Raw genomic sequence first — 22,183 nt, 5'->3', positions numbered from 1 at the left:
GCGTATTGACCGAGGAGCGGTTGGATGTATTCAAGGACGAAGAGCGCATCGCGCGCTTTTGCGCGCCTGCTTGCCTGTGCCCTGTGCCTGGTCGTATGGCCGATGGCCGTGCAGGCTGCGGACAAATCACAGCAGGCCTATTGGGCCGGTTTTGCCTATACCGCTGACGCCGCCGCCGTGCAGGCGACCACCCCACATGCGCACGCGGTGCTGGAACGGCGTGGGCTGGTCCCGCTGAACCAGACGCTGGCACAGTCGCTCAAGCGCCACGCACCGGCCCACCTGGAGCTGATCGACCAGCCGGTGGCGATGCTCGACGGCACTACCAGTGCCACCGTGCTGGCCGCTGCGCTGGATCGCGAGCTGGTCTCGGTCGAACCGATCGGCGACCAGTACAAGGTGCTGGTGGAAGTGGCACTGCAGGCGTTGTTCTTCGACTTCCGCGAGCGCCAGGTGATCGCCTCCTATCCGCTCACCCTGCAGCGCATCGACGTGCAGGACTACCGTCCGGACAACGACGATATCGACGCGATCGTCGCCGATCTGCTGTACGGCGGTGCCGATACCAGCCTGTCGCAGGTACTGGCGGCCAGCCTGGCGCAGGCCCGGTTGCCCGATGCCGCCGTGCGTCGCCTGCAGGTGGGCGGGGTGACCCTGTCCGACGCGGCACGCGCCAAGCTGCCCGATCCGAAGTGGGAAGCACCGCTGCGTGCCACGCTTGCGCACGAACTGTCCAAGACGCTGTCGTCCAACACTGGCGTTGGCCTGCTGCCGCCGGCCTCGGGCCAGGCGATCGGCGGTGCGATGGCCGCCCGCTTTGCCGACGGTAAGGTCTACCAGCTGAAGATTCCCGAACCCGACTACGTCATCCAGCTGCAGGTCGATGCACTGAAGAACGGCGTGATCGAGGAAACCCCGGCGATGAAGACGATGCTGTTCGGCGCCTTCTTCACCGCCAAGGTGAGCGAGCCGTTTTCGGGCAAGGTCTATTTCGAACAGCCGCTGCGCAAGGGGGCCACCAAGGTGGTGCCGGTCACGCAGTGGCAGGTCGACCAGTGGTCGGCCAGCTACGAAACCCTGCTGGCCGGCTTCGACGCCTTCGCCGGCGCCGCCGCCAAGCGTGCCGATTCGCGCGCCTGGCTGGACGAACAGAAGCCGGGCGGCCGCCCGTTGCAGCAGCAGACCCAAGCCCTCCAGGAGTTGATCAAGTCATGTCGTTGATGCGTACCATCCTGCTCATCCTCATCGCGCTGGCGGTGGCCTCGCCGGTCGCTGCGCAGACCGCGAGTTCGCGCGGTACCGGCTCGGCCAGCTACGGCCTGCGCCTGAGCGCCGATACCCGTGCCCAGGCCCTGAACAAGGCCAAGGTCAATGCCCTGGAGGCGTACATCGCCGAAACCGGTGCGGCCAAGCTGCGCCTGTTCGAGGCGCGCCGCGCCGAGTTCATCGGCGAGATCGACCGCTACGTGCTCAGCGCCGTGCAGCTGTCGGACACCGAAGACAAGAAGGCCAAGACCTACAGCGTCACCGTCCGCGCCGAGATCAACACCACCCTGCTGCAGACCAAGCTGGATGCGGGTTCGGCCGTGGCCGGCGCCACCGCTGCGCAGCGCTCGCTGCTGACGTTCCTGTTCATGGCGCGCTCGCAGGACACCGTGCAGTCGTTCCAGGACAAGGAATACCGCCGCGTCGACGCCAGCAGCAGCTACAGCGAGAACACCCGTGAAGGCGACAGCTTCCGCGGCAATTCGGTCAGCACCAACGGCAGCATCAACCAGAACGGTTCGGTGTCGGTCACCAGCGGCGGCAGCACCACCGCGCGCGCCGACAACATCACCTGGAAGGTGGCCAACGCCGCCGAAGTCAACACCGCGATGACCGGTGCCTTCAGCGCCGCCGGCTACGAGGTGGTTGAAGCCGAGTACGTGGAAGGCGAGTCGCGCGGCCTGCTCAGCATCGAGCGCATCCGCAAGGACTTCAGCACCGGCAACGACCTGGCCCCGGCCACCCTGCGCGACACCGCCAATGGCATCCGTGCGGCCAACATCCCGTACATCGCCGTCGGCACCCTCGACGTCGGCATGCGTGACCGCGATCCGGCCAGCGGCAACACCCGCGTGTTCGTCACTGTCACCGGCAAGGTGCTGGACGTGACCGGTCGTTTCCCGCGCACCGTGTCGTCGGTCGGCCCGGTGCAGTTCTCCGGCACCGGCCCGAATGAAACCGTGGCCCGTACCAATGCCCTGCAGCTGGCTGCCGAAAAGGCCGCCCAGCAGATGATCAACGAACTGAACGTCAAGGCGGTCCGCTGATCCGCCGCCCCGTTGGGTGCCGAGCTCGCTCGGCATCGCCCCTGGGTTACCGATTCCCCACGTGCCGCACGCGGCCGTTTCTTCCAAAGGACTCTCACATGATCCGCAATACCGCTCTTGCCCTGGCCATCGCGGCCGCCACCCTGTCGATGCCGGCCCATGCCGGCCTGGGCAAGCTGAAGGACCTGGCCGGTGGCTCCACCGGCTCCTCCAGCAGCACCTCCAGCGCTGCTGCCCCGGACGAAGCCGCGCAGGAAGCGCTGGTGCGTCGTTTCGTCAGCTCGCAGTCGCACTCGCTGCAGGCCCAGACCTCGTTCGCCCGTGCCTTCGGCCTGGCCGAGCAGGTGCAGCTGCTGGAAGCCGAGCGCCAGGCGCTGTCGTCGGGTTCGGTCAGCGTCGATGCGATGAAGAAGTCGGTGTCGGTCAGCGAAGCCGCCCAGGCCGCGATCGACGAGCGCCAGGCCGCGCAGCCGGAGCTGAACGCTGAATCCAAGCAGCACTACGCCGAAGGCCTGGTCTCGCTGCTGTCCTCGGCTGCCGAAGCGCAGAAGCTGGGTGGCGAAGCCAGCAACTTCACCGCCGGCATGAAGAACCTGGGCGCCACCCAGATGGCTACCGTCGGCCGCAAGCTGGCCGCTGGTGCATGGGTGGCCAAGGAATCGCCGGGCTTCATCCAGGGCCTGTACGGTTCGACCAAGTCGGCTGTGACCTTCGCCAAGAAGAGCAAGGTCAAGGTGCCGTCCAACGCCGACTCGATGCTGGGCCAGCTGGACAAGATGAACTGATCCGAGGCGAATCCCCATGCGTACGACCTCCCGTTTGATCGGCCTGGGCCTGGCTGCCGCGCTGCTTGCAGCCTGTGGCAAGCAGGACACCCCGGCCGAAGCGCCCGCACCTGCCAAGGACAAGGCAACCAGTGCACTGGCCAGCAATGCGCCAGTGGAAGCAGCGCCCCTGCGTGGCACGCCGGATTTCGGCGGCACCACCCAGGTCGCGCGCGAGGCCGACGGCATCGGCAGCACCCCGGAACTGGCGGTGCTGGCGGCGTTGCAGTCGGCGGTGGCGCAGGTCAACGGCGTACGCGTGGCCAGCCAGATGCAGAGCCTGCGTGCAGGCCTGCATGTGGATGTGGATGACGAACACGTCGGCGATATCCGCGCCGACGCGTTCACCCAGCAGATGATCGCCGGCTCGCAGGGCGCGGTGCTGGGCTATGAAATCCTGTCGCAGGACGAAGTGCGGCAGCTGGATGAAGAAACCATCGCGCGCGTGCGCGCCAGCGACGAAGGCTGGAGCTTCAAGGGTTCGGCCTCTGCCAGCGCGTCCGGCGAGGCCACGGCCAAGGGCGGCGGAGCCTCGGCCAGCGTCAAGGAGAGCTACGACGAGAAGGTCAGCGTCGATGCCAAGCGTGGCGCAAGCTCGTTCGATTCGGACGTGACCCACCGCAGCATGCGCAGCTACTGGAAGGTGCGCGTGCGTGCACAGATTGCCCAGTACCGTGCACCGGACGAGCAGGGCAAGCCGAAGATCGTGGTCGCGCTGCCGCGCACCAAGGCCGTCAGCTATGCCGTGGGCGATGGCCGCGTGAGTGCCGATGAAGTGGCCGACGCGATCCGCGCGCGCCTGTCCGACACGCTGACCCAGACCCAGCGCTTCATCGTGCTGGATCGCGAGTTCGGCGACGAACTGCAGGCCGAGATCGACCATATCAACAGCGGCAACGTGCGCCTGCAGGACACCGCACGCGTTGGGCAGCAGCTGGCGACCGACCTGATCCTGATCCCGACCATCGAACGCTTCGAGTACCCGCGCAGCGTGCGCAACCTGCGCATGTCCGACCGCCAGGTGACCTCGTACTCCGGTGGCGGCCGCATCACCCTGCGCCTGATCAACGCCACCACCGGCCAGGTGGTGATGTCCGACAGCTTCGACCACCAGCTGGCCTCGACCGGCCCGAGCACCCTGCCCCGCGTGGTCAACGGCCGCAACATGGCCGCGGCGATGATGGAATCGCTGTCGGGCCAGATCGGTACCACCATCGTCACCACGCTGTTCCCGGTGTCGGTGGTTTCTGTGGACGGTGACCAGGTGGTGCTGAGCCAGGGTGGCGAAACCCTGCAGGCCGGCCAGCGCTGGCAGGCCGTGCGCCTGGGCGAGGAACTGAAGGACCCGCAGACCGGCCGCTCACTGGGCCGCAGTGAACACCCGTGCTGCACCATCCGCATCGACCGCGTGGCCGCACAGACCTCGTACGGCACCATCGAAGACGGCGTCGACGCGATGCGCGGCGGTTTCCGCCCGGGCCAGATCGAACTGCGCCAGAAGCTGGGCAGCAAGCCGGCCGCCGCCGCAGGTGCGACTGCCTCGGCCGCTCCCGCCGCCGCCGCACGCCCGGCGGCCAAGCCGAAGCCCAAGCCCGCTGCTGCCCCGGCCGAAGACCCGAACTGGTAACACGCCCAAGCAACACACCGATGGGGTCAGAGCCCTTTTCCGGCGGGAAAAGGATCTGACCCCTTCGTGTTTCCGTGCGTGTCGACCCAGGTCGACACCCACCAACAGCAGTGGGACCCCGCCTACCCTCAGGAAACCAGCTTTTGCTGTTGCTTCGGCTGTTGCCGTTGTTTCGGCAGGTGCAGGGCGCAGCCCTGGCGAATCCCATTACACTCCAGAAGGATTTCCCTGCTGGAGAGAGCAATGAAACGAGTGGTACTGGGCGTACTGGCCCTGTCGGTGTCGAGCGCACTGATGGCGGCCACCCCGAAATTCGATGGCGCGCGGATCTCCGCCGACGTCAAGGAACTGGCCTCCGACGCCTACGAAGGCCGCTCGCCGGCCACCGCCGGCGAAGAAAAGACGATCACCTACCTCAGCAAGCAGTTTGCCGACGCCGGCCTGCAGCCGGGCGGCGACCTCAAGGACGGCAAGCGCCTGTGGACCCAGGCCGTGCCGCTGCGCAAGGGCGACATCGTCGGCGCACCGCAGCTGGCGCTGCACCAGGGCGGCAAGACCCTGCCGCTGGAGCAGGGCAAGCAGATCGCCGTGCGCGCCGCCATGAACGGCGCCAGCAGCGTCGACATCAGCAAGGCCCCGCTGGTGTTTCTCGGCTACGGCGTGAAGGCACCGGAGCGCAACTGGGACGACTTCAAGGGCGTGGACCTGAAGGGCAAGATCGCCGTGGTGCTGATCAACGACCCGGACTTCGAAACCGGCCAAGGTGATTTCGACGGCAAGGGCATGACCTATTACGGCCGTTGGACCTACAAGTACGAGGAAGGCGCCCGTCAGGGTGCGCAGGGCGTGCTGATCGTGCACGAGACCGCACCGGCGTCGTATGGCTGGGCCACCGTGGCCGGCTCCAACACCAACACCATGTTCGACGTGGTGCGTGACAACCCGGCAGAAAGCCACCCGCTGCTGGAAGGCTGGATCCAGCGCGACCTTGCCGTGGAGCTGTTCCGCTCGGCCGGGCAGGATTTCGAGGCACTGAAGAAGAAGGCGCAGCAGCGCGACTTCACCCCGGTGCCGCTGACCGGCGCCAGCCTGGACGCGAAGTACGCGGTGAAGACCGAAGTGATCACCTCTCACAACGTGGCCGCGCGCCTGGAAGGCAGCCGCCATCCGGACGAGACCATCATCTACAGCGCGCACTGGGACCACATCGGCGTGGGCGAGCCGGACGCGCGCGGTGACCGCATCTTCAACGGCGCGCTGGACAACGCCAGCGGCACCGCCTCGCTGGTCGAGCTGGCCCGTGGCTTCGCCAAGGAGAAGCGCCCGCAGCGCTCGCTGCTGTTCCTGGCGGTCACCGCCGAGGAAAAGGGCCTGCTGGGTTCTGAGTACTACGCCACCCATCCGCTGTATCCGCTGGAAAAGACCGTGGCCGTGATCAACATGGACGGCATGGCGCCGTTCGGCCCGTCGCGTGACTTCGGTATCTACGGTGCCGCGCGCTTCGAGCTGCTGGACCAGCTGAAGGACGTGGCCAAGGGCTGGGATATCCGCTACACGCCGGATCCGAAGCCGGAAGCGGGCCTGTTCTTCCGCTCCGACCACTTCCCGTTCGCCAAGCGTGGCGTGCCGGCGCTGTCCTGGTCGGCCGGCCAGGACTGGGTGGACGGTGGCGTGGCCGCAGGCAGGAAGGCCTCCGAGGACTACACCGCCAAGCGCTATCACCAGCAGGGCGACGAGTGGCAGCCGGACTGGGTGTTTGCCGGTGCCGCGCGCGACCTGGAAGTGCTGTACACGCTGGGCAACCAGCTGGCCAATTCCCGCGATTGGCCGAACTGGAGCAAGGACGAGGCGTTCCGCGCCGTGCGTGACGCCAGCGCCGACCAGCGCAAATAACGGCGTCCGGTAGTGCCGGCCGCTGGCCGGCATTGCCGCCCCCGGAAACGCCGGGCCGTGCCCGGCGTTTCCATAACGGCTTCCATCCCAACTTTCCCGGCCTTCGTCGCAGCCTGCTTGCTTGCCCGGCGGGCCGCCCTATGCTCGGCTCACCCCCTTCCTCAAGGCGCCGCCGTGTTCGCCAGCCTCTCTCTCCTGATCCGCCACCTGCTGGCCTGGGCTGCCGCGCTGGTTGTCGCCGGCATGGTCTGGAGCGGCATCTTCAGTGGCATGAACGATGGCCCGGGCTGGATCTTCGGGCTGCTGGCGATGTTCCTGATCATTTCCGCGCTGGGCAGTGCCATCACCCACATCCGCCGGGTCTGGCTGGTGGCCGGTCGCCTGGATGCCACCACCCTGTCCGGCCGCCAGCGCCGCCAGATCGAACTGCCGATGGACGCGGGCCACGCCTTCTCGGTGGTGGAGGCGGCGATTTCCGAACTACCGCGCGTCGAAGACGTGGAAAGCTCGGCCGGCAGCCTGCAGGTGCGCGCCTATGTGCGCCGGGTCGACCTCTGGAACGGCCGCCAGCCCTCGCGCTGGAACCTGCCGGCGCGGCTGGCCATCAAGCGCAACAGCGTGCTGGCCACGGTGACACCGGGGCAGGGCACCAGCACCGTGACCCTGCTGTTCGAACCCGATGCCGGCTGGTGGGCCGACCTGCTGGCGCTGGACGAAGGCAGCAACTTCGAGAACGCCGAAGCAGTCACCCGTGCGATCAGCCGCCGCGTCGCCGACCAGCGCCGCGACGAACAGGCTGCGGCCGAACAGACCCAGGTGGAAAAGGAACTGTCGGTGGCACGCTTGAACCTGTTGCATGCGCAGGTGGAACCGCACTTCCTCTACAACACGCTGGCCAACGCGCAGGTACTGACCCGCACCGATCCGGCGCGTGCCGAACAGATGCTCGGCCACCTCATTCAATACCTGCGCAGCTCGTTGCCGCAGGTGGACGAATCGGTATCCACGCTGGGCGTGGAGCTGGACCGCACCCGCGCGTACCTGGAAATCCTGCGCATCCGCATGGGCGCACGCCTGGCGGTGGAAATGCAGGTACCGAACGAACTGCACGGCGTGCACCTGCCGGCGATGGCACTGCAGACGCTGGTGGAGAACGCGATCAAGCACGGCCTGGAACCCAAGCCCGGCGGTGGCACGATCTGGATACTGGCGCGCGGCTTCGATGACCACGTGACCGTGACCGTGGCCGACGATGGGCTGGGCTTCGGCCAGGGCACCAGCGGTACCGGCATCGGCCTGAAGAACCTGCGCGAGCGCCTGCGCCTGACCTGCGGCGAGCAGGCCGGCGTGGCGATCGTTGCCAACTTCCCCAGCGGCGTGGCCGCGACCATGACCCTGCCGCAGTCGCACAAGGAGCGCAGCCATGCCGCTTGAAGCCCTGATCGCCGAAGACGAAGAACTGCTGCGGCAGTCACTGGTGGAGCAGCTGGGCCGGTTGTGGCCGGAGCTGAAGCTGGTGGCCGAGTGCGAGGACGGTGCCAGCGCGCTGGAGCAGCTGGCCGAGACGCGGCCGGACATCGCGTTCCTCGACATCCGCATGCCCGGCATCAGCGGCATCGAGGTCGCGCGCTCGCTGTCCGAGCTGAGCCCGCGCACCCAGGTGGTATTCGTCACCGCCTACGACCAGTACGCCATCGATGCGTTCGAGCAGGGCGCGATGGACTACCTGTTGAAGCCGGTCAGCGACGAGCGCCTGCTGGCCACCCGCGAGCGCATCCTGTCGCGGCTGCCATCAACGCGACAGGACGATGCCGTGCTGGAGCGCCTGCTGCAGCGGCTGGGCCCGTCGCAGGGCGCAGCGGAGCGCCCGCCACTGGCCTGGATCACCGCCAGCAACGGCCGCGAGACGCAGCTGATCATGCTGGAAGATGTGGCCTACTTCCGCGCCGACAACAAGTACACCACCGTGGTCACCGCTGCCGGCGAAAGCCTGCTGCGCACACCGTTACGTGAACTGCTTGAAGTGCTCGACCCGCAGCACTTCCGCCAGATCCACCGCTCCACCATCGTCAACATGAAGGCGGTGGCAGCGGTGAGCCGCGACGACACCGGGCGCGGCGTGCTGCGCCTGCGCGGGCGCACGGAGACGCTGGTGGTCAGCCAACCGTTCATGAGCCTGTTCCGCGGCATGTAGCCGCGCCGCAGTCTCCGCCGCCATGAGCATTGCATGCGTTTTTTCCTGCTTGTCGGCCTCGCCGCATTGGCGCTTGCCGGTTGCCGGAAGTCCACTGAAACCGCGATCACCCGCACCACTGCCAATAGCGTGGACACGCTGTACAGCAAGCGCACGGTAGTGGACGGCGTGGCGCGTTTCGAGTGCATGGCCAGCCGCAGCGGCCAGTGCCATTACCTGGTGCTGGACCCGGCCTGTCGTCCTGATGCCGCCTGTGCGAAAGCGCCGATACGGTCGTTCGCGTTGGCGGCCGGCACGACCCGGGAGTTCAGGGGCCTGCCGAAGGGCTTCGCCCAGTGCGTCAGCGAGGATCGGAAAGAACAATGCCACCGTGAGTGATCACGGTGGCATTGTGGCTCCCCCCGCTTCCCTGAAGGGTCAGTAGGCAGGCTGTAGTGTCAGGTCGTGGTGGTGCTCGTTCTCGCCCACGTGGTTGAGGCGGCCGACCAGTTCGGAGTGCTGCTTCATGCGCCCGATCTCGGTCATGATGCGGATGTCCTCGTGGCGCAGCTCGCGCTTGGCGGTGACCGCCTGCTTGTAATCGAGCACTTCCGGGTAATGCTCGGCCAGGTCCAGTGCCTCGGCCACGTGCTCGACGCTGTCGGCCTTGGAGCTGATGCGTGCGCGACTGTTGAACGCCTTCATCCAGCGCTCGAAACCGGCCTGCTGATCGAACATGTTGGCCATGAACCAGATCACGAACAGGATCGAGACCCACGAGCCGAACACGACTACCACGCGGGTGAACGTGATATGGAAGTCGTCGCGCCAGAGGTAGTTGGCGATCAGGCCAAGAATCAGCAGCGAGGCTGCCTGCCAGCCGACGATCGAGGCGATCAGCCATTGGCACTTGGCCTGGGCCAGCACCGCGACTTCATCGCGGATCTGCTGCTCGCTGAGATTGCGCCAATGCGCGACCTGTTTGTCGAACGGGCTGCTGTAGAGCTCGTTGTCGCGAAGCAGAATTCCCAAACCCTTGAACAAAGCAATCATGGCTGGCTCCTTGTGGAACGTGCGTCGATCAGCATTGGACGGTGTGGCGGTTCCAGTTCTAGCACTTCCAGCGAGCCGTGCAATGGGCGCAATGCCAAGCTGCGCAAGGGCTTTGCCTGAATCGGTGAATGTTGTTGCATCGCAGCATCGAGGGCGCTGCCTGCGACAGGATGTCGCAGGGTGAAATGTGCTGCGGCCGCACATGAAACCGTGGCTGAGTACGAAGACTCGCCGCCGCGGTCGTGATCGCCGAGAATCGGAGCCAACCGCGCGAGATGCGACTGTTCTTCCGTCTTTCTTGGACCTGTGATGCCGGCTCTGCTGCAGCGACTCTCCCGCCCCGTCACCGCGCCGATCCGGCGCTGGGTGCTGGAGGCCTTCCCCCGTGGCCAGAGCGGCATCGATTACGACCAGCCGCTGGGTGACCCGGGTTGGTTTGGACCCGACAGCGTGACCTGGCGCCTGCACGCCGAGTTCCCCTCGATGCTGGCCGGTGGCCTGTGCGCGCTGATGCTGCAGACCCTGCATCCGCGCGCGCTGGCCGGGGTCTACGATCACTCCAATTTCCGCCAGGACCTGGTGGGTCGCCTGCGTCGCACCACCGCGTTCGTTGCCGGTACCAGCTATGCGCCCACCGGCGAGGTGGAGGCGCTGGTGGCCAAGGTGCGCCGCATCCATGCACGGATCCGCGGCCAGACCGCACAGGGCGAACCCTACGCCGCCGACGATCCGCAACTGCTGACCTGGGTGCATGTGACCGAGGCGTTCGGGTTCCTTCAGGGCTTCCGCCGGTACGGACGGGAGGTGCCGGCACACATCGCCGACCGTTACTACGATGAGTACCGCGGCGTGGCCGAGGCACTGGGTGCGGTGGACGTGCCGCGCAGCGAAGCGGAAGTGGCGGCGTACTTCTGTGCGCGGCAGCCGGAGCTGCGCGTCGACGAGCGCTCGCGCGAGGTGCTGGAGGTGCTGTCCGGCGTGCGCCTGCCGGTACCGGTGCCGGGGCTGTCGCGCGAAGTGTTCCTGGGTGCAGGCGCGGCACTGCTGCCGGACTGGGCCGAAGGCATGCTTGAACGCAGTGGCCGTCAGCGCGCGCAGGCCGCCGCGTCGGCGAAGCTGATGCAGGGCATGGCGCCGCTGTTCCGCCGTGCGTTGCCCGATGGCCTGGCCAGCCGCGCCTGTGCGCGCATGGGCGTGCCGGTGTCGGTGCTGCGCGAGTGGCCCACCGTTCCCCGGTAGGTGCCAACCTTGGTTGGCACGCGTTGCGCGCGGTGCCGCAGGAGCCGCAGTAGATCCACACCATGCGTGGATGGGCCTTACCCCGCCGACTTCAACCCGCGCAACAGCATCTCCAGCGCCGCCGTCGCCTGCCGCAGGCGCACGTCGCCATCCTCGCCCTCGGCGATCCAGAACGCGGCCTCGGCCAGGCTGCCATAGATCAGCGACGCCAGCGCCTGCGCATTCACCGGCGCCACCACGCCCTGGGCAACCAGATGTTCGATCAGGTGCTGCATCGAGTGCACGCAGTGGCGCTGCGATTCCGGTGAGGCGCCACCGAGCACCGCGCGCGCGTCGCGCAGCACGATGCGCTGGATCTCCGGTTCCAGCGCCATCTCCAGGTACGCGCGGCAACGCTGCACGAAGCCCTCCCAGGCATCGTCGGCGGCATCACTGATCGCCTGCAGGCGCTGGTCGGTCTCGGCATCGAGCTGGGCGACGACAGCCGCCAGCAGACCCTTCTTGTCGCCGAAGTGGTGGTACAGCGCGCCGCGGGTCAGCCCGGCCTGGGCGGTCAGGTCGTCCATCGAGGTGGCGGCATAGCCATGCTCGCTGAACACCCGGCGGGCGGTGGCCAGGAGGGTGGCGCGGGTTTCTTCCATCTCGGCGCGGGTGCGGCGAACCATTCAGAGCTCCTTACATACATAGTGCATGATTATTTACATACGGCGCGTATGAATGTAGGCTCTTATTCATACGCCCTGTATGTATTGTCATGGCGCCCCGTGCGCCAGGCAAGTCGCTGCCTTGGAGAACCTGATGGCCACCCCCTATCGCGACCTGTTCGCGACCCCCGGCACCGCCGGCCTCGCCCTGGCCGGGCTGCTGGCACGCCTGCCGCTGCCGATGACCGGTATCGGCATCATCACCTTGCTGTCCCAGCTGCGCGGCAGCTATGCACTGGCCGGTGCGGTGTCGGCCACCTTCGTGCTGACCTATGCGTTGCTGTCGCCGCAGGTGTCGCGCTGGGTCGACCGGCGCGGGCAGGGCAGGGTACTGCCATGGGCCACTGCGGCCAGTGCGTCCGGTCTGCTGTTGCTGCTCGCGTGCACGCTGCTGGCCGCGCCGGACTGGACGCTGTTCGTTGCGGCGATGCTGGCCGGCTGCATGCCCAGCGTGTCGGCGATGGTGCGAGCGCGCTGGACCGCGACCCATCGCGGACGACCACAGCTGCAGACCGCGTATTCGCTGGAGACCGTGTTCGACGAGGTGACCTTCATCGCCGGGCCACCGTTGTCCGTCGGATTGTCGGTGGCGGTATGGCCACAGGCTGGCGTACTGGCGGCCGCCCTGCTGCTGGTGGCCGGCGTCGCCGCACTGGTGCTGCAGCGGGGCACCGAGCCGCCGATACAGCACTACGAAGGTGCAACATCCTCACACTCGCTGCTGCGGCAACCGGAGATCCGCCTGCTGGCGTTGCTGATGCTGGCGATGGGCGTGATCGTCGGCACCGTCGACATCACCAGCGTGGCATTGGCCGAGCTGCGCGGACAGCCACTAGCTGCCAGCTGGGTGCTGTCGGCCTACGCGCTGGGCAGCTGCGCGGCGGGGCTGCTGTTTGGTGCCCTGAAGCTGCCGATGCCGCTGCCGCGCCTGTTGCTGGCCGGAGCAGCGGCCACCGCATTGACCACGTTGCCGCTGCTGTGGGTCGGCAGTCTGCCGGCACTGGCCGCTGCGGTACTGCTGGCCGGGGTGTTCTTCGCGCCGACGATGATCGTGGCGATGTCGCTGGTTGAACAACGCGTGCCCGAAGCACGCCTGACCGAAGGCATGACGTGGCTGCTGGCCGGCCTCAACATCGGCGTGGCGCTGGGCGCGGCGCTGTCCGGACAGAGCGTCGATGCGGCGGGCGTGCGCAGTGGTTTTGTGGTTGCGCTGGCGGCAGGCGGTGGCGTGCTGCTGTTCGCCTTGCTCGTGCAACGTGCGCTGCGCCCGTCTGCCGCGTCCACATCTCCTGAAGGAATCATTCCGTGAGCGCTTCATCGCCTGCGCATGCCGCGTCTGTGCCCCGCCATCCGTGGTGGGCGGTCTCCGCCGTCGGCCTCGCCACGTTCTCGGTGGTCACCACCGAAATGCTGCCGGTCGGCCTGCTGACTCCCATCGCCGAAGATCTCGGCGCGTCCACCGGCACCGCCGGTCTGATGATCTCACTGCCCGCCCTGCTGGCGGCAGTGTTCGCCCCGCTTGCGGTGATCGCAGCCGGTGGCATCGATCGTCGCCGCATCCTGTGTGTGCTGTTGGGCCTGCTGCTGGTCGCCAACCTTGCGTCGGCGCTGGCACCTGGCATCGGCTGGCTGTTGGCCGCGCGTGTGCTGGTGGGGTTCTGCATGGGCGGCATCTGGACCATTGCCGGTGGGCTGGCAGCGCGCCTGGTACCTGCGCAGCGCATCGGTCTGGCCACCTCGATCATCTTCGGAGGCGTGGCCGCAGCTTCGGTGCTCGGCGTTCCGTTGGGCGCGCTGATCGGGGATGCATTGGGCTGGCGCACCGCGTTCGCGGCGATGACGTTGTTCAGTGCGGCGGTGATGCTGCTGCATCTGCGGGTGGTTCCCGCGTTGCCGGTCAGCACATCGGTGCGGCCGCGTCAGTTCGTGCAGCAGCTTGGCCAGCGCAACCTGCGGCGTGGCCTGTGGCTGACCGGGCTGCTGGTGTCCGGGCACTTCATCGCCTTCACGTACGTGCGGCCGCTGCTGACGTCCGTATCGGGCGTGGATGCGTCGTGGATAGGTGCACTGCTGTTTGGGTACGGCCTGGCTGGCATCGCCGGCAACTTCATCGCCGGGCCGCTGGCTGCGCGCCATCCACGGGGCATGCTGCTGGCGATAGCCTCGGGCCTGCTGCTGACGCCTCTGCTGTTCCTGTGGGTGGGAAATACGCCCTCCGCAGGTATTGCAGTGCTGCTGCTGTGGGGTCTGGCCTATGGCGGTGTATCGGTGGGCCTGATGAGCTGGATGATGAAGGCGGTGCCGCAGGCCGTGGAGATCGCCACCGCGTTGTATGTGGCGGTATTCAACATCGGCATCGCAATGGGTGCGTGGGGTGGTGGCCGCCTGCTGGATGGCGTGGGCCTGCATGCGAATCTGTGGGCTGCGGCGGTGTTGGCTGGGAGTGCCCTGCTGATGGCTGCCATCACCCGCAGGTAGATCCACGCCATGCGTGGATTCCTACCCCGTGCCGACCAAGGTCGGCACCCACCAGAGCGGAGTATGTGCCGACGAAGGTTGGCCGCTACCCGGAAATGAAACGGGCGCCTTGCGGCGCCCGTTCCGGTTACATCACCACACCTTGACCCGCTTGTCCGGGGCCAGGTACAGCTTCTGGCCTTCCTTCACTTCGAACGCCGGGTACCAGGCGTCGATGTTGCGCACGGTCAATGCGCGGAACTGGCCCGGGGCATGCACATCGGTCAGCAGCGAATTGCGCAGCGCCTGCTCGCGGCTCTTGCTGCGCCACGCCTGGGCGAAGCCGAGGAAGAAGCGCTGGTCCGGGCTGAAGCCTTCCAGGGTCTGGCCCGGCTTGCCCTGCAGCGACAGCTGGTAGGCATCGTAGGCGGTACCCAGGCCAGCCACGTCGGCGATGTTCTCACCCAGGGTCAGCTTGCCGTTCACGTGCACGCCGGGGAACGGCTCGTAGCTGCTGAACTGCGCGGCCAGCGCATCACCGGCGGCGTTGAACTGCTTCAGGTCCTCGGCGGTCCACCAGTTGTGCAGCTTGCCGGTCTCATCGAACAGCGCGCCGGCGTTGTCGAAGCCGTGGCTGATCTCGTGGCCGATCACCGCACCGATCGCACCGTAGTTCACCGCGTCATCGGCAGCGCCGTCGAAGAACGGCGGCTGCAGGATCGCGGCCGGGAACACCAGGCGGTTCTCCAGCGGCACGTTCATCGCATTGATGGTCTGCGGCAGCATCGCCCACTCGCTGTGGTCGACCGGCTTGCCCAGCTTGGCGATGTTGCGCTGGTACTCGAACAGCTCGGCGCGCTGTGCATTGCCCAGCGGGTCATCACGGCGGATCTCCAGGCCGGTGTAGTCGCGCCACTTCTCCGGATAGCCCATGCCCACGGTCAGGCCCGTGACCTTGGCCTTGGCATGCGCCTTGGTCTGCGGCGACATCCACGACAGCGCGTCGATGCGCTTGGCGAAAGCGGCGATGATGTTCTTCGCCATCTCGTCCGCACGCTCCTTGGTCCTGGCGTCGAAGTGCTTTTCGACGTAGCGCTTGCCGATCGCTTCGCCGACGGCATGGTTGGCATCGTCCACCGCGCGCTTCCAGCGGTCGCTCTGCTGCGGCGTGCCGCTCAGCGCGGTGCCATGGAAGGCGAACCGGGCATCGGCGAACTTCTTCGGCAGGTAGGCGGCGGCACGGTCCAGCGCGTGGAACGCCAGGTAGTCCTTCCAGGCGTCCAGCGGCTCGGTGGCGACCAGCCTGGACAGGCCGGCCACGGCCTTGGGCTGCCACACGATGAAGTCCTGCTGGTTGCCCAGCGCGGCCGCATCGAGGAAGGCGTTCCAGTCCAGGCCCGGCGCCTTTGCATTGAAGTCGGCCTGGGTCCAGGGGTTGGCGCCCTTGGTCACGTCGTTGGTTTCTTCCTGGGTGGCATGTGCTTGCGCGATCTTCGTTTCCAGCGCGAGGATGCGCTGCGCCTTGCCGGCCGGGTCGGCGACGCCGGCCAGCTGCAGCATCTGTGCGATGTAGGCCTGGTACTGCTTGCGCAGTTCGGCCATGCGGCCATCGCCCAGGTAGAAATCGCGGTCGGGCATGCCCAGGCCGCCCTGCACCAGGTACGGCGCGGTGCGATCCGGCTGCAGCATGTCCACCGACACCCACAGGCCGAACAGGCGGTCGGTGTAGAAGTTGGTGGCGTTGAGCAGGTCGACGTCGGCGCGCAGGTCGCCGCCGAGTGCGCGGGCCAGCCCGGCCTTGTCGGCGATCGCATCGATGGCCTTCAGCTGCGGCTGCACCGGCGCCAGACCGTGCTGCTCGATGCCGGCTTCGTCCATGTAGGCGGCGTAGTAGTCGCCGATCAGCTTGTCGTCGCCGCTGGCCTGGGTGTTGCCGGCGGCCCCTTCCAGGATGGCGCGGGTGTCGGCCAGGGTCTTCTCGGCAATGACATTGAAGCTGCCGAAGCGCGAGCGGTCGGCCGGAATCTCGGTGTTCTTCACCCAGGTGCCGTTGGCGAAGCCGAAGAAGTCGTCGCCGGCGGCGATGCTGCGGTCCATGCCGCTGGCATCGAAGCCGAAACTGCCCAGCATCGGCTTGGCCGCAGCGGGGGCGGCATCGGCCGGCGCGGTGGCACCGACGGCCGGGTCGGCCGGGCGGTCACAGGCGGCCAGGGACAGGCTGGCAACAATGGCCAGCGCCAGGGTGGGACGGCGCAGCTTGGACATGGACTTCTCTTGCAGCGGAAAACCCCAAGTCTAATCCGCTCCGGCGCCACTGGCCGCCCCCCTGCGGGGCCGCCCTGTGCAGGATCTGGCTGAACGTGCGGATGCGATCTTCACGCCGTCACCGGGGTGGTGCATGCTGGACCCTCGAGCCCTGCGCGGACACGGGGAGGTGGCCATGCAGGACGGGGTCAGGCGTCAAGAATGGCGTCCGCCGGCCGTTGAGGTCGGGGACGTGGAGGATTCGTTCGCGCATGAAGCCAGCCGACTGCACAAGGAACATCAACCGATGCCCGCGCTGAAACGGGCGTTGGCCCGGCCGCTGCGCGCCATCACCTGGGGCGGTGTGCTGCTGGGCGTACTGCTGGTGACCGGTCTGGCCCTCATGCTGGTCAACGACCACCACCGCCGCCTGGAAGCGGCGCAGCGGCAGAGCCGCGCGCTGGCGGTGGGCAGCGAGCGCCTGCTGGCGCTGGAGCTGCGCAACCTGGAGCGGGCCATGACCGGCATCGCCGCCGACGCCGCGGAACTGTTCCGCAGCGTGCCGGCACAGGCGCCGGCCTTGCTGGATGCCTCCATCGGCGGCGTGCTGGGCCGGCACGCCGAACTGCACAGCATCGTGGTGCTCGACAGCTATGGCCGCGCATTGACGGCCGGCAAGGGCGACCTGCAGTTGCCGTTGTGGACCGATCCGCAACGGCGCGGCTCGGGCAGCGCGCTGTACATCGGCCCGCCGCAGCGTGCCAGCGACGGGGGCTGGGTGGTCCCGCTGGCGCTGCCGATGGCCGATGGGCGCTGGCTGCTGGCACGGCTGCGCTGTGGCGAACTGCAGCGCATCGTCGGCGGCCTGGATGTCGGTCCCAACGGATTGGTCTCGATCAGCGATGCCCAGGGCTACATGCTGGCCCGCGTACCCGATCCGCATGGCACGGTGGGCCGCCGCTATGACCTGCCGCGCCGGGACCTGCTCGGCACGCAGGCAGTGGTCGAGCTGGGCAGCATGCCCGGCGTTGTCGACGGCGTGCCGCGCATCCTCACCATCAGCACGCTCGAACGCAGCCCGCTGGCGGTGCAGGTCGGCCTGGCCGACGAAGATGTACTCGCACCGTGGTGGCCGTACCTGAAGGCGTCGGTGGCGATCGTACTGGCCTACATCGCGGTGTTGCTGGTACTGCTGTACGCCGTGCGCCGCAGCACCCGCAGCCAGCAGGCGATGGCCGAGGAACTGAAGACGGGCCACGCCGAGCTGCGCCTGGCGCACCAGGTCGGGCGTGTCTGCACCTGGTACGTGGATGAGGACGCCGCGCTGCTGCGCTGGTCGCCGCTGGCCCGCGAGATCTTTGGGGTACAGACCGACGCCTTGCCGGTCGCGGACTTCTTCGCGCGCGTGCATCGCGATGATGCCGCGCGCCTGCAGCAGGCCTTTGACCAGGCCTTCGCCGGCAGCGCTGTGCTCGACCAGGTGTTCCGCCTGGTGCTTCCCGGGGGCGAGGTGCGCTGGGTCGGCGCGCGCGGGCAGCGGGTGGAGGTGGCCGACAGCGAGCGGCGCATGATCGGTGCGCTGACCGACCTGAGCGAACGCTATCAGGCGCGCGAGCAGATGAGCGAAGTGGAACGCCGCTTCCGCCTGCTGTTCGACCGCAATCCGGCACCGTTCTGGGTGTTCGACCCGGATACGCTGCGCTTCATCGAGGTCAACGACGCTGCAGTGCGCCAGTACGGCTACAGCCGCGACGAGTTCCTGGCGATGAGCATCCTCGACATCCGCCCGCGCGAAGGCTGGGACGAAGTGCGTGGTGCCATCCAGCGGGCGCAGGTGGGCGATCCCCCCGACGCGACCGTCCGCCTGCACCGGCGCAAGGACGGCAGTGTGTTCGAGGTGCGCGCACACCTGTCCAAGCTCGACTTCGACGGGCAGCCCGCGTGCCTGGTGCTGGCCGAGGATGTCAGCGAGCGGCTGGCCTACGAGCGCGACCTGGCCTATCAGGCACGGCACAACCCGGCCACCGGCCTGCTCAATGTGCGCGCCCTGACCGAACAGCTGGACGAGCAGGAGGAGGGCTACACCATCGCCTTCGTGCAGCTGCGCGGGCTGCAGCTGGTGGCCGATACGCTGGGCCGCGAGATCGGCGATGCGGTGCTGCAGTCGATGGCGACCCGGCTCGGGGGCCTGGGCGCACGCTGTGGCACGCTGGCGTTCCAGCCGGCCGAGGATTTCGTCTTCGCCATCGGTGCCGAGCACGATACCCAGCGCGTGCTGGACGACCTGCTGCAGATCGTGTCGGCGCCGATGCGCGGCAAGGACTCGCTGCACCAGTTCGAGCCGCGCATCGGCGTGGCCGTGCACATCGCTGGTGACGGGCACACGGCCGAGCAGGTGATCGGCATGGCCGCGCAGGCCGCGCATGCGGCGCGCGCCGAGGGCAACGTGGTGGTCTGGTTCGATGCGGCCGTGACCACGCGCCTGGCCGACCGCCTGCGCCTGGCCGGGCGCATCCATGCCGCCATCGACAACGAATTCCAGCTGTATTTCCAGCCGATCCGGCATGCCGGCGATGGCAGCCCGGCAGCGCTGGAGGCACTGCTGCGCTGGCCGCAGGCCGATGGCAGCTTCATCCCGCCCAACGAGTTCATCCAGCTGTGCGAGGACACCGGGTTGATCCTGGCACTGGGCCGCTGGGTGATCCGCGCGGCGGCGAAGGCGCAGCGCCGTCTGGTCGAGGCCGGGTGGGGTGAGTTGCCGATCGCGGTCAACGTGTCGGCGGTTCAGTTCTTCAACAGCGACCTGGTGGCCGAATTCACCCGTGCCCAGCAGGATTTCGGCCTGGCCCGTGGCGCGCTGCACGTGGAGCTGACCGAGAGCAGCCTGATGCGCAAGCCGGCACAGGCGATGCAGACCATGCAGCGCCTGCACGAGCAGGGCATCCGCGTGTCGCTGGATGATTTCGGCACCGGCTATTCCAGCATGTCCTACCTGCAGCACCTGCCGCTGGACATCCTGAAGATCGACCGCAGCTTCGTCGCCGACGTGGAAACCAATCCACGCAATGCCTCGATCTGCCGCGCGCTGCTGTCGCTGGGCCACAGCATGGGCCTGACCATCATCGCTGAAGGCGTGGAGACGCCGGGGCAGCTGGACTGGCTGGCTGCGCATGGCTGTGACCAGGTGCAGGGCTACCTGTTGGGGCGGCCGGCGCCGCTGGAACAGATCATCGACGCGCTGGATGAGGTTCCCGCCTGATCGGGTTTCGTATGTGCCGGCCAGCGGCCGGCACTACCCGACCGAAGCACGACGGGGTTTCGTATGTGCCGGCCAGCGGCCGGCACTACCCGACCGAAGCATGACGGGGTTTCGTATGTGCCGGCCGGCGGCCGGCACTACCGGCAAGCGCCAGACTCGGCTACACCCCGGCGTCCACCAGATGGTCGATGAAACTGCGCACCTTCGGTGCCAGGTGGCTGCGGCTGGTATAGACCGCGAAGATGCCGATCGGCGAGGCCTCCCATTCCGGCAGTACGCGCACCAGGCGGCCATCGGCCAGCGCGTCTTCCAGCAGGAAGTCGGGCTGCAGGATGACGCCCATGCCGGCGATCGCCGCTTCACGCAGCACGTCGCCGTTGTTGGCGTGCAGCAGGCTGTTCACCGCTACTTTCACTTCGCCGCCCGGCCCCTGCAGCGGCCAGTGGTCACCGGCGGCCCAGTAGCTGTAGCCCAGGCACGCGTGCGCCTGCAGGTCCTGCGGGGTCTGCGGGGCGCCGCGTGCGGCCAGGTAGGCCGGCGCGGCGCACAGGCTCACCCGCGATTCGCCCAGGCGGCGGGCGATCAGGGTGGGGCCCGGCTCGCGGGTGATGCGGATGGCCACGTCGTAGCCTTCCTCGACCATGTCCACGAGGCGGTCGGACAGGGCCAGGTCCAGTTCCACCTGCGGAAAGCGTTCGCGGTAACTGGCCAGCAGTGGACCGAGGCGGGCGATGCCCCAACTGACCGGTGCATTGATGCGCAGCATGCCGGAGGGCTCCAGCGCCTGCGCGCCGATGCTGGCCTCCAGCGCGTCGAACTCGGCCAGCAGGCGCACGCATTGGGCGTAGTAGGCGGCGCCGGTGCTGGTGGGGCTGACCCGCCGCGTGGTGCGATGGAGCAGGCGGGTGGACAGGCGCTTTTCCAGTGCGGCGACCTGGCGGGTAACGCCGGCGGTGGACATGTCCAGGGCCTGGGCGGCGGCGCTGAAGCCGTTGCGCTCGACCACCGCCACGAACACGCGCATCGCCTCAAGGGTGTCCATTGTTGCGCCTTCTGAAATAAATACGGTCAATCGATCGTATTTATCGGCCTGTGAAGGCGCAATAACCTGAGCCCACTCCCTTCCAGGTGCTTTCCGATGCACGCCACGACCGCTCCTGTTTCGCCGCTGGCCCCGTATGGCGCCACCCTGCTGCGCCTGGCACTGGGCGTGCTGTTCCTGGTCCATGCGCTGACCAAGCTGCTGGTATTCACCCCGGCCGGCACGGCAGCATTCTTCGAGTCGCTGGGCCTGCCCGGCGTGCTCGGCTACCTCACCCTCGGCGTCGAGCTGGTGATCACTGTCGCGCTCCTGCTGGGCATCTATGCGCGCTGGGTGGGCCTGGTCGGCGTGCCGCTGCTGCTGGGCACCATCGTCACCGTGCACGGCGCCAACGGCTTCGGTTTCGCCAATGCCGGCGGCGGCTGGGAATACCCGGCGTTCTGGGCGCTGGCGCTGGTGGTGCTGTTCCTGGTCGGCGATGGCAAGTGGACCCTGCGTTCGCGCTGATCGCCGCCTGATCCTGCAACTGGAGAATTCCATGTCCCGCCTGCCTTCGCTGTACATCTCCCATGGTTCGCCGATGACCGCCCTGCATCCGGGCCAGGTCGGTGTGCGCCTGGCCGAGCTGGCGCGCGACCTGCCGCCGCCGCGCGCCATCGTGATGGCCTCGGCGCACTGGCTGGGCCGGCAGCCGCTGGTCGGCGCACATCCGCAGCCGCCGACGATCCACGACTTTGGTGGCTTCCCGCGCGCGCTGTTCGAACTGCAATACCCGGCGCCGGGTGATCCGGCACTGGCCGAAGAAGTGGCCGGCCGCATCGCCGCCGCAGGCCTGCCAGTGGCCATCGACCCGCAGCGTGGGCTCGACCACGGCGCGTGGGTACCGCTGCGGCTGTTGCGCCCGCAGGCCGACATCCCGGTCGTGCCGGTGTCGATCCAGCCGCTGCTCGGCCCCGAGCATCAGTTTGCGCTGGGCCGCGCGCTGGCACCACTGCGCGAACAAGGCGTGCTGCTGGTCGGCTCGGGCAGCATCACCCACAACCTGCACGACTGGGGCGACTACCAGGACGGCAAGGAAGCGCCATACGTGCGGCCCTTCATCGAGTGGGTGGAGCAGCGGCTGGCCGCTGATGACCGCCAGGCGCTGTTCGATTACCGCCGGCAGGCCCCGTTCGCCGAGCGTGCGCACCCGACCGACGAGCACCTGCTGCCGCTGTTCTTCGCGATGGGAGCGGCCGGCGAGGGCGGTTTCGGCGCACGCCGCATCGACGCCGGCATCGATGCCGGCTTCCTGGCCATGGATCTGTACCGGTTCGACGGGGCATGAGCCGGGGCTGACGCGCGGCGGCCCCGGCC

General features: G+C 67.9%; 18 protein-coding genes. 14 read left to right on the top strand and 4 right to left on the bottom strand.

The annotated features are described in order from the left end of the window. Positions 1–24: 24 nt before the first annotated feature. The 8 genes from AC5P6H_RS13055 (at position 25) to AC5P6H_RS13020 (ending at position 9,228) form a co-directional block, all read left to right on the top strand. Entirely contained in the window at positions 25–1,221 is a 1,197-nt protein-coding gene (locus AC5P6H_RS13055; RefSeq protein WP_495202728.1) for a hypothetical protein, read from the top strand. Further along, complete coding sequence (locus tag AC5P6H_RS13050) at positions 1,212–2,312, top strand: hypothetical protein (protein ID WP_014645777.1); 1,101 nt, start codon at positions 1,212–1,214, stop codon at positions 2,310–2,312. Before AC5P6H_RS13055 ends, AC5P6H_RS13050 begins: the two co-directional genes overlap by 10 nt. 98 nt (positions 2,313–2,410) lie before the next feature. Beyond that, complete coding sequence (locus tag AC5P6H_RS13045) at positions 2,411–3,097, top strand: hypothetical protein (RefSeq protein WP_049408541.1); 687 nt, start codon at positions 2,411–2,413, stop codon at positions 3,095–3,097. Positions 3,098–3,113: 16 nt separating this feature from the next. Then, positions 3,114–4,763, top strand: coding sequence for a CsgG/HfaB family protein (locus AC5P6H_RS13040; protein ID WP_495202727.1), 1,650 nt, complete (start codon positions 3,114–3,116; stop codon positions 4,761–4,763). 243 nt (positions 4,764–5,006) lie between these two features. Next, complete coding sequence (locus AC5P6H_RS13035) at positions 5,007–6,656, top strand: M28 family metallopeptidase (RefSeq protein WP_495202726.1); 1,650 nt, start codon at positions 5,007–5,009, stop codon at positions 6,654–6,656. A gap of 174 nt (positions 6,657–6,830) precedes the next feature. After that, positions 6,831–8,090, top strand: coding sequence for a sensor histidine kinase (locus AC5P6H_RS13030; protein ID WP_046428597.1), 1,260 nt, complete (start codon positions 6,831–6,833; stop codon positions 8,088–8,090). Next, positions 8,080–8,850: a LytR/AlgR family response regulator transcription factor gene (locus AC5P6H_RS13025; protein ID WP_049441363.1), complete on the top strand. Its 771-nt coding sequence runs from the start codon at positions 8,080–8,082 to the stop codon at positions 8,848–8,850. Before AC5P6H_RS13030 ends, AC5P6H_RS13025 begins: the two co-directional genes overlap by 11 nt. Before the next feature lie 33 nt (positions 8,851–8,883). Next, positions 8,884–9,228: a hypothetical protein gene (locus AC5P6H_RS13020; protein WP_111205904.1), complete on the top strand. Its 345-nt coding sequence runs from the start codon at positions 8,884–8,886 to the stop codon at positions 9,226–9,228. Positions 9,229–9,267: 39 nt separating this feature from the next. On the opposite strand, the gene AC5P6H_RS13015 is transcribed toward AC5P6H_RS13020, so the two are convergent. Continuing rightward, a complete protein-coding gene (locus AC5P6H_RS13015) occupies positions 9,268–9,882 on the bottom strand; it encodes a hypothetical protein (RefSeq protein WP_014645784.1) in 615 nt (204 codons plus the stop codon). Positions 9,883–10,191: 309 nt separating this feature from the next. On the opposite strand from AC5P6H_RS13015, the gene AC5P6H_RS13010 reads away from it, so the two are divergent. Beyond that, the gene (locus tag AC5P6H_RS13010) at positions 10,192–11,121 is read left to right on the top strand and encodes an oxygenase MpaB family protein (RefSeq protein WP_049441361.1); all 930 of its coding nucleotides are present in this window, start codon (positions 10,192–10,194) and stop codon (positions 11,119–11,121) included. Between the two features lie 77 nt (positions 11,122–11,198). Here AC5P6H_RS13010 and AC5P6H_RS13005 read toward each other — a convergent pair whose 3' ends face one another. Then, complete coding sequence (locus tag AC5P6H_RS13005; RefSeq protein ID WP_014645786.1) at positions 11,199–11,786, bottom strand: TetR/AcrR family transcriptional regulator; 588 nt, start codon at positions 11,784–11,786, stop codon at positions 11,199–11,201. 133 nt (positions 11,787–11,919) lie between these two features. Between AC5P6H_RS13005 and AC5P6H_RS13000 the strand changes: the two genes are divergently transcribed. After that, entirely contained in the window at positions 11,920–13,134 is a 1,215-nt protein-coding gene (locus AC5P6H_RS13000) for an MFS transporter (protein WP_134808466.1), read from the top strand. Continuing rightward, on the top strand, positions 13,131–14,303 hold the full coding sequence (locus AC5P6H_RS12995) for an MFS transporter (RefSeq protein WP_495202725.1): 1,173 nt from the start codon (positions 13,131–13,133) through the stop codon (positions 14,301–14,303). Before AC5P6H_RS13000 ends, AC5P6H_RS12995 begins: the two co-directional genes overlap by 4 nt. 132 nt (positions 14,304–14,435) lie before the next feature. Here the strand turns inward: AC5P6H_RS12995 and AC5P6H_RS12990 are convergent, their stop codons facing one another. Continuing rightward, entirely contained in the window at positions 14,436–16,547 is a 2,112-nt protein-coding gene (locus AC5P6H_RS12990; protein ID WP_032959257.1) for a M13 family metallopeptidase, read from the bottom strand. A gap of 175 nt (positions 16,548–16,722) precedes the next feature. Here AC5P6H_RS12990 and AC5P6H_RS12985 point away from each other — a divergent pair, with 175 nt between their 5' ends. Then, on the top strand, positions 16,723–19,785 hold the full coding sequence (locus AC5P6H_RS12985) for a bifunctional diguanylate cyclase/phosphodiesterase (RefSeq protein WP_046428611.1): 3,063 nt from the start codon (positions 16,723–16,725) through the stop codon (positions 19,783–19,785). A 160-nt stretch (positions 19,786–19,945) separates the two neighbouring features. Here the strand turns inward: AC5P6H_RS12985 and AC5P6H_RS12980 are convergent, their stop codons facing one another. Further along, entirely contained in the window at positions 19,946–20,827 is an 882-nt protein-coding gene (locus AC5P6H_RS12980; RefSeq protein WP_049441354.1) for a LysR family transcriptional regulator, read from the bottom strand. 96 nt (positions 20,828–20,923) lie between these two features. Between AC5P6H_RS12980 and AC5P6H_RS12975 the strand changes: the two genes are divergently transcribed. Further along, positions 20,924–21,334, top strand: a complete 411-nt coding sequence (locus AC5P6H_RS12975; RefSeq protein WP_046428617.1) for a DoxX family protein — start codon at positions 20,924–20,926, stop codon at positions 21,332–21,334. Positions 21,335–21,365: 31 nt separating this feature from the next. After that, entirely contained in the window at positions 21,366–22,154 is a 789-nt protein-coding gene (locus tag AC5P6H_RS12970) for a dioxygenase family protein (protein ID WP_032959251.1), read from the top strand. The last annotated feature ends 29 nt before the right edge of the window (positions 22,155–22,183 follow it).

The organism is Stenotrophomonas sp. YJH_SMC_110, assembly GCF_059369255.1.
Note: the sequence above shows the minus strand (reverse complement) of the source record. Positions and strands in the feature narration are given on the sequence as shown.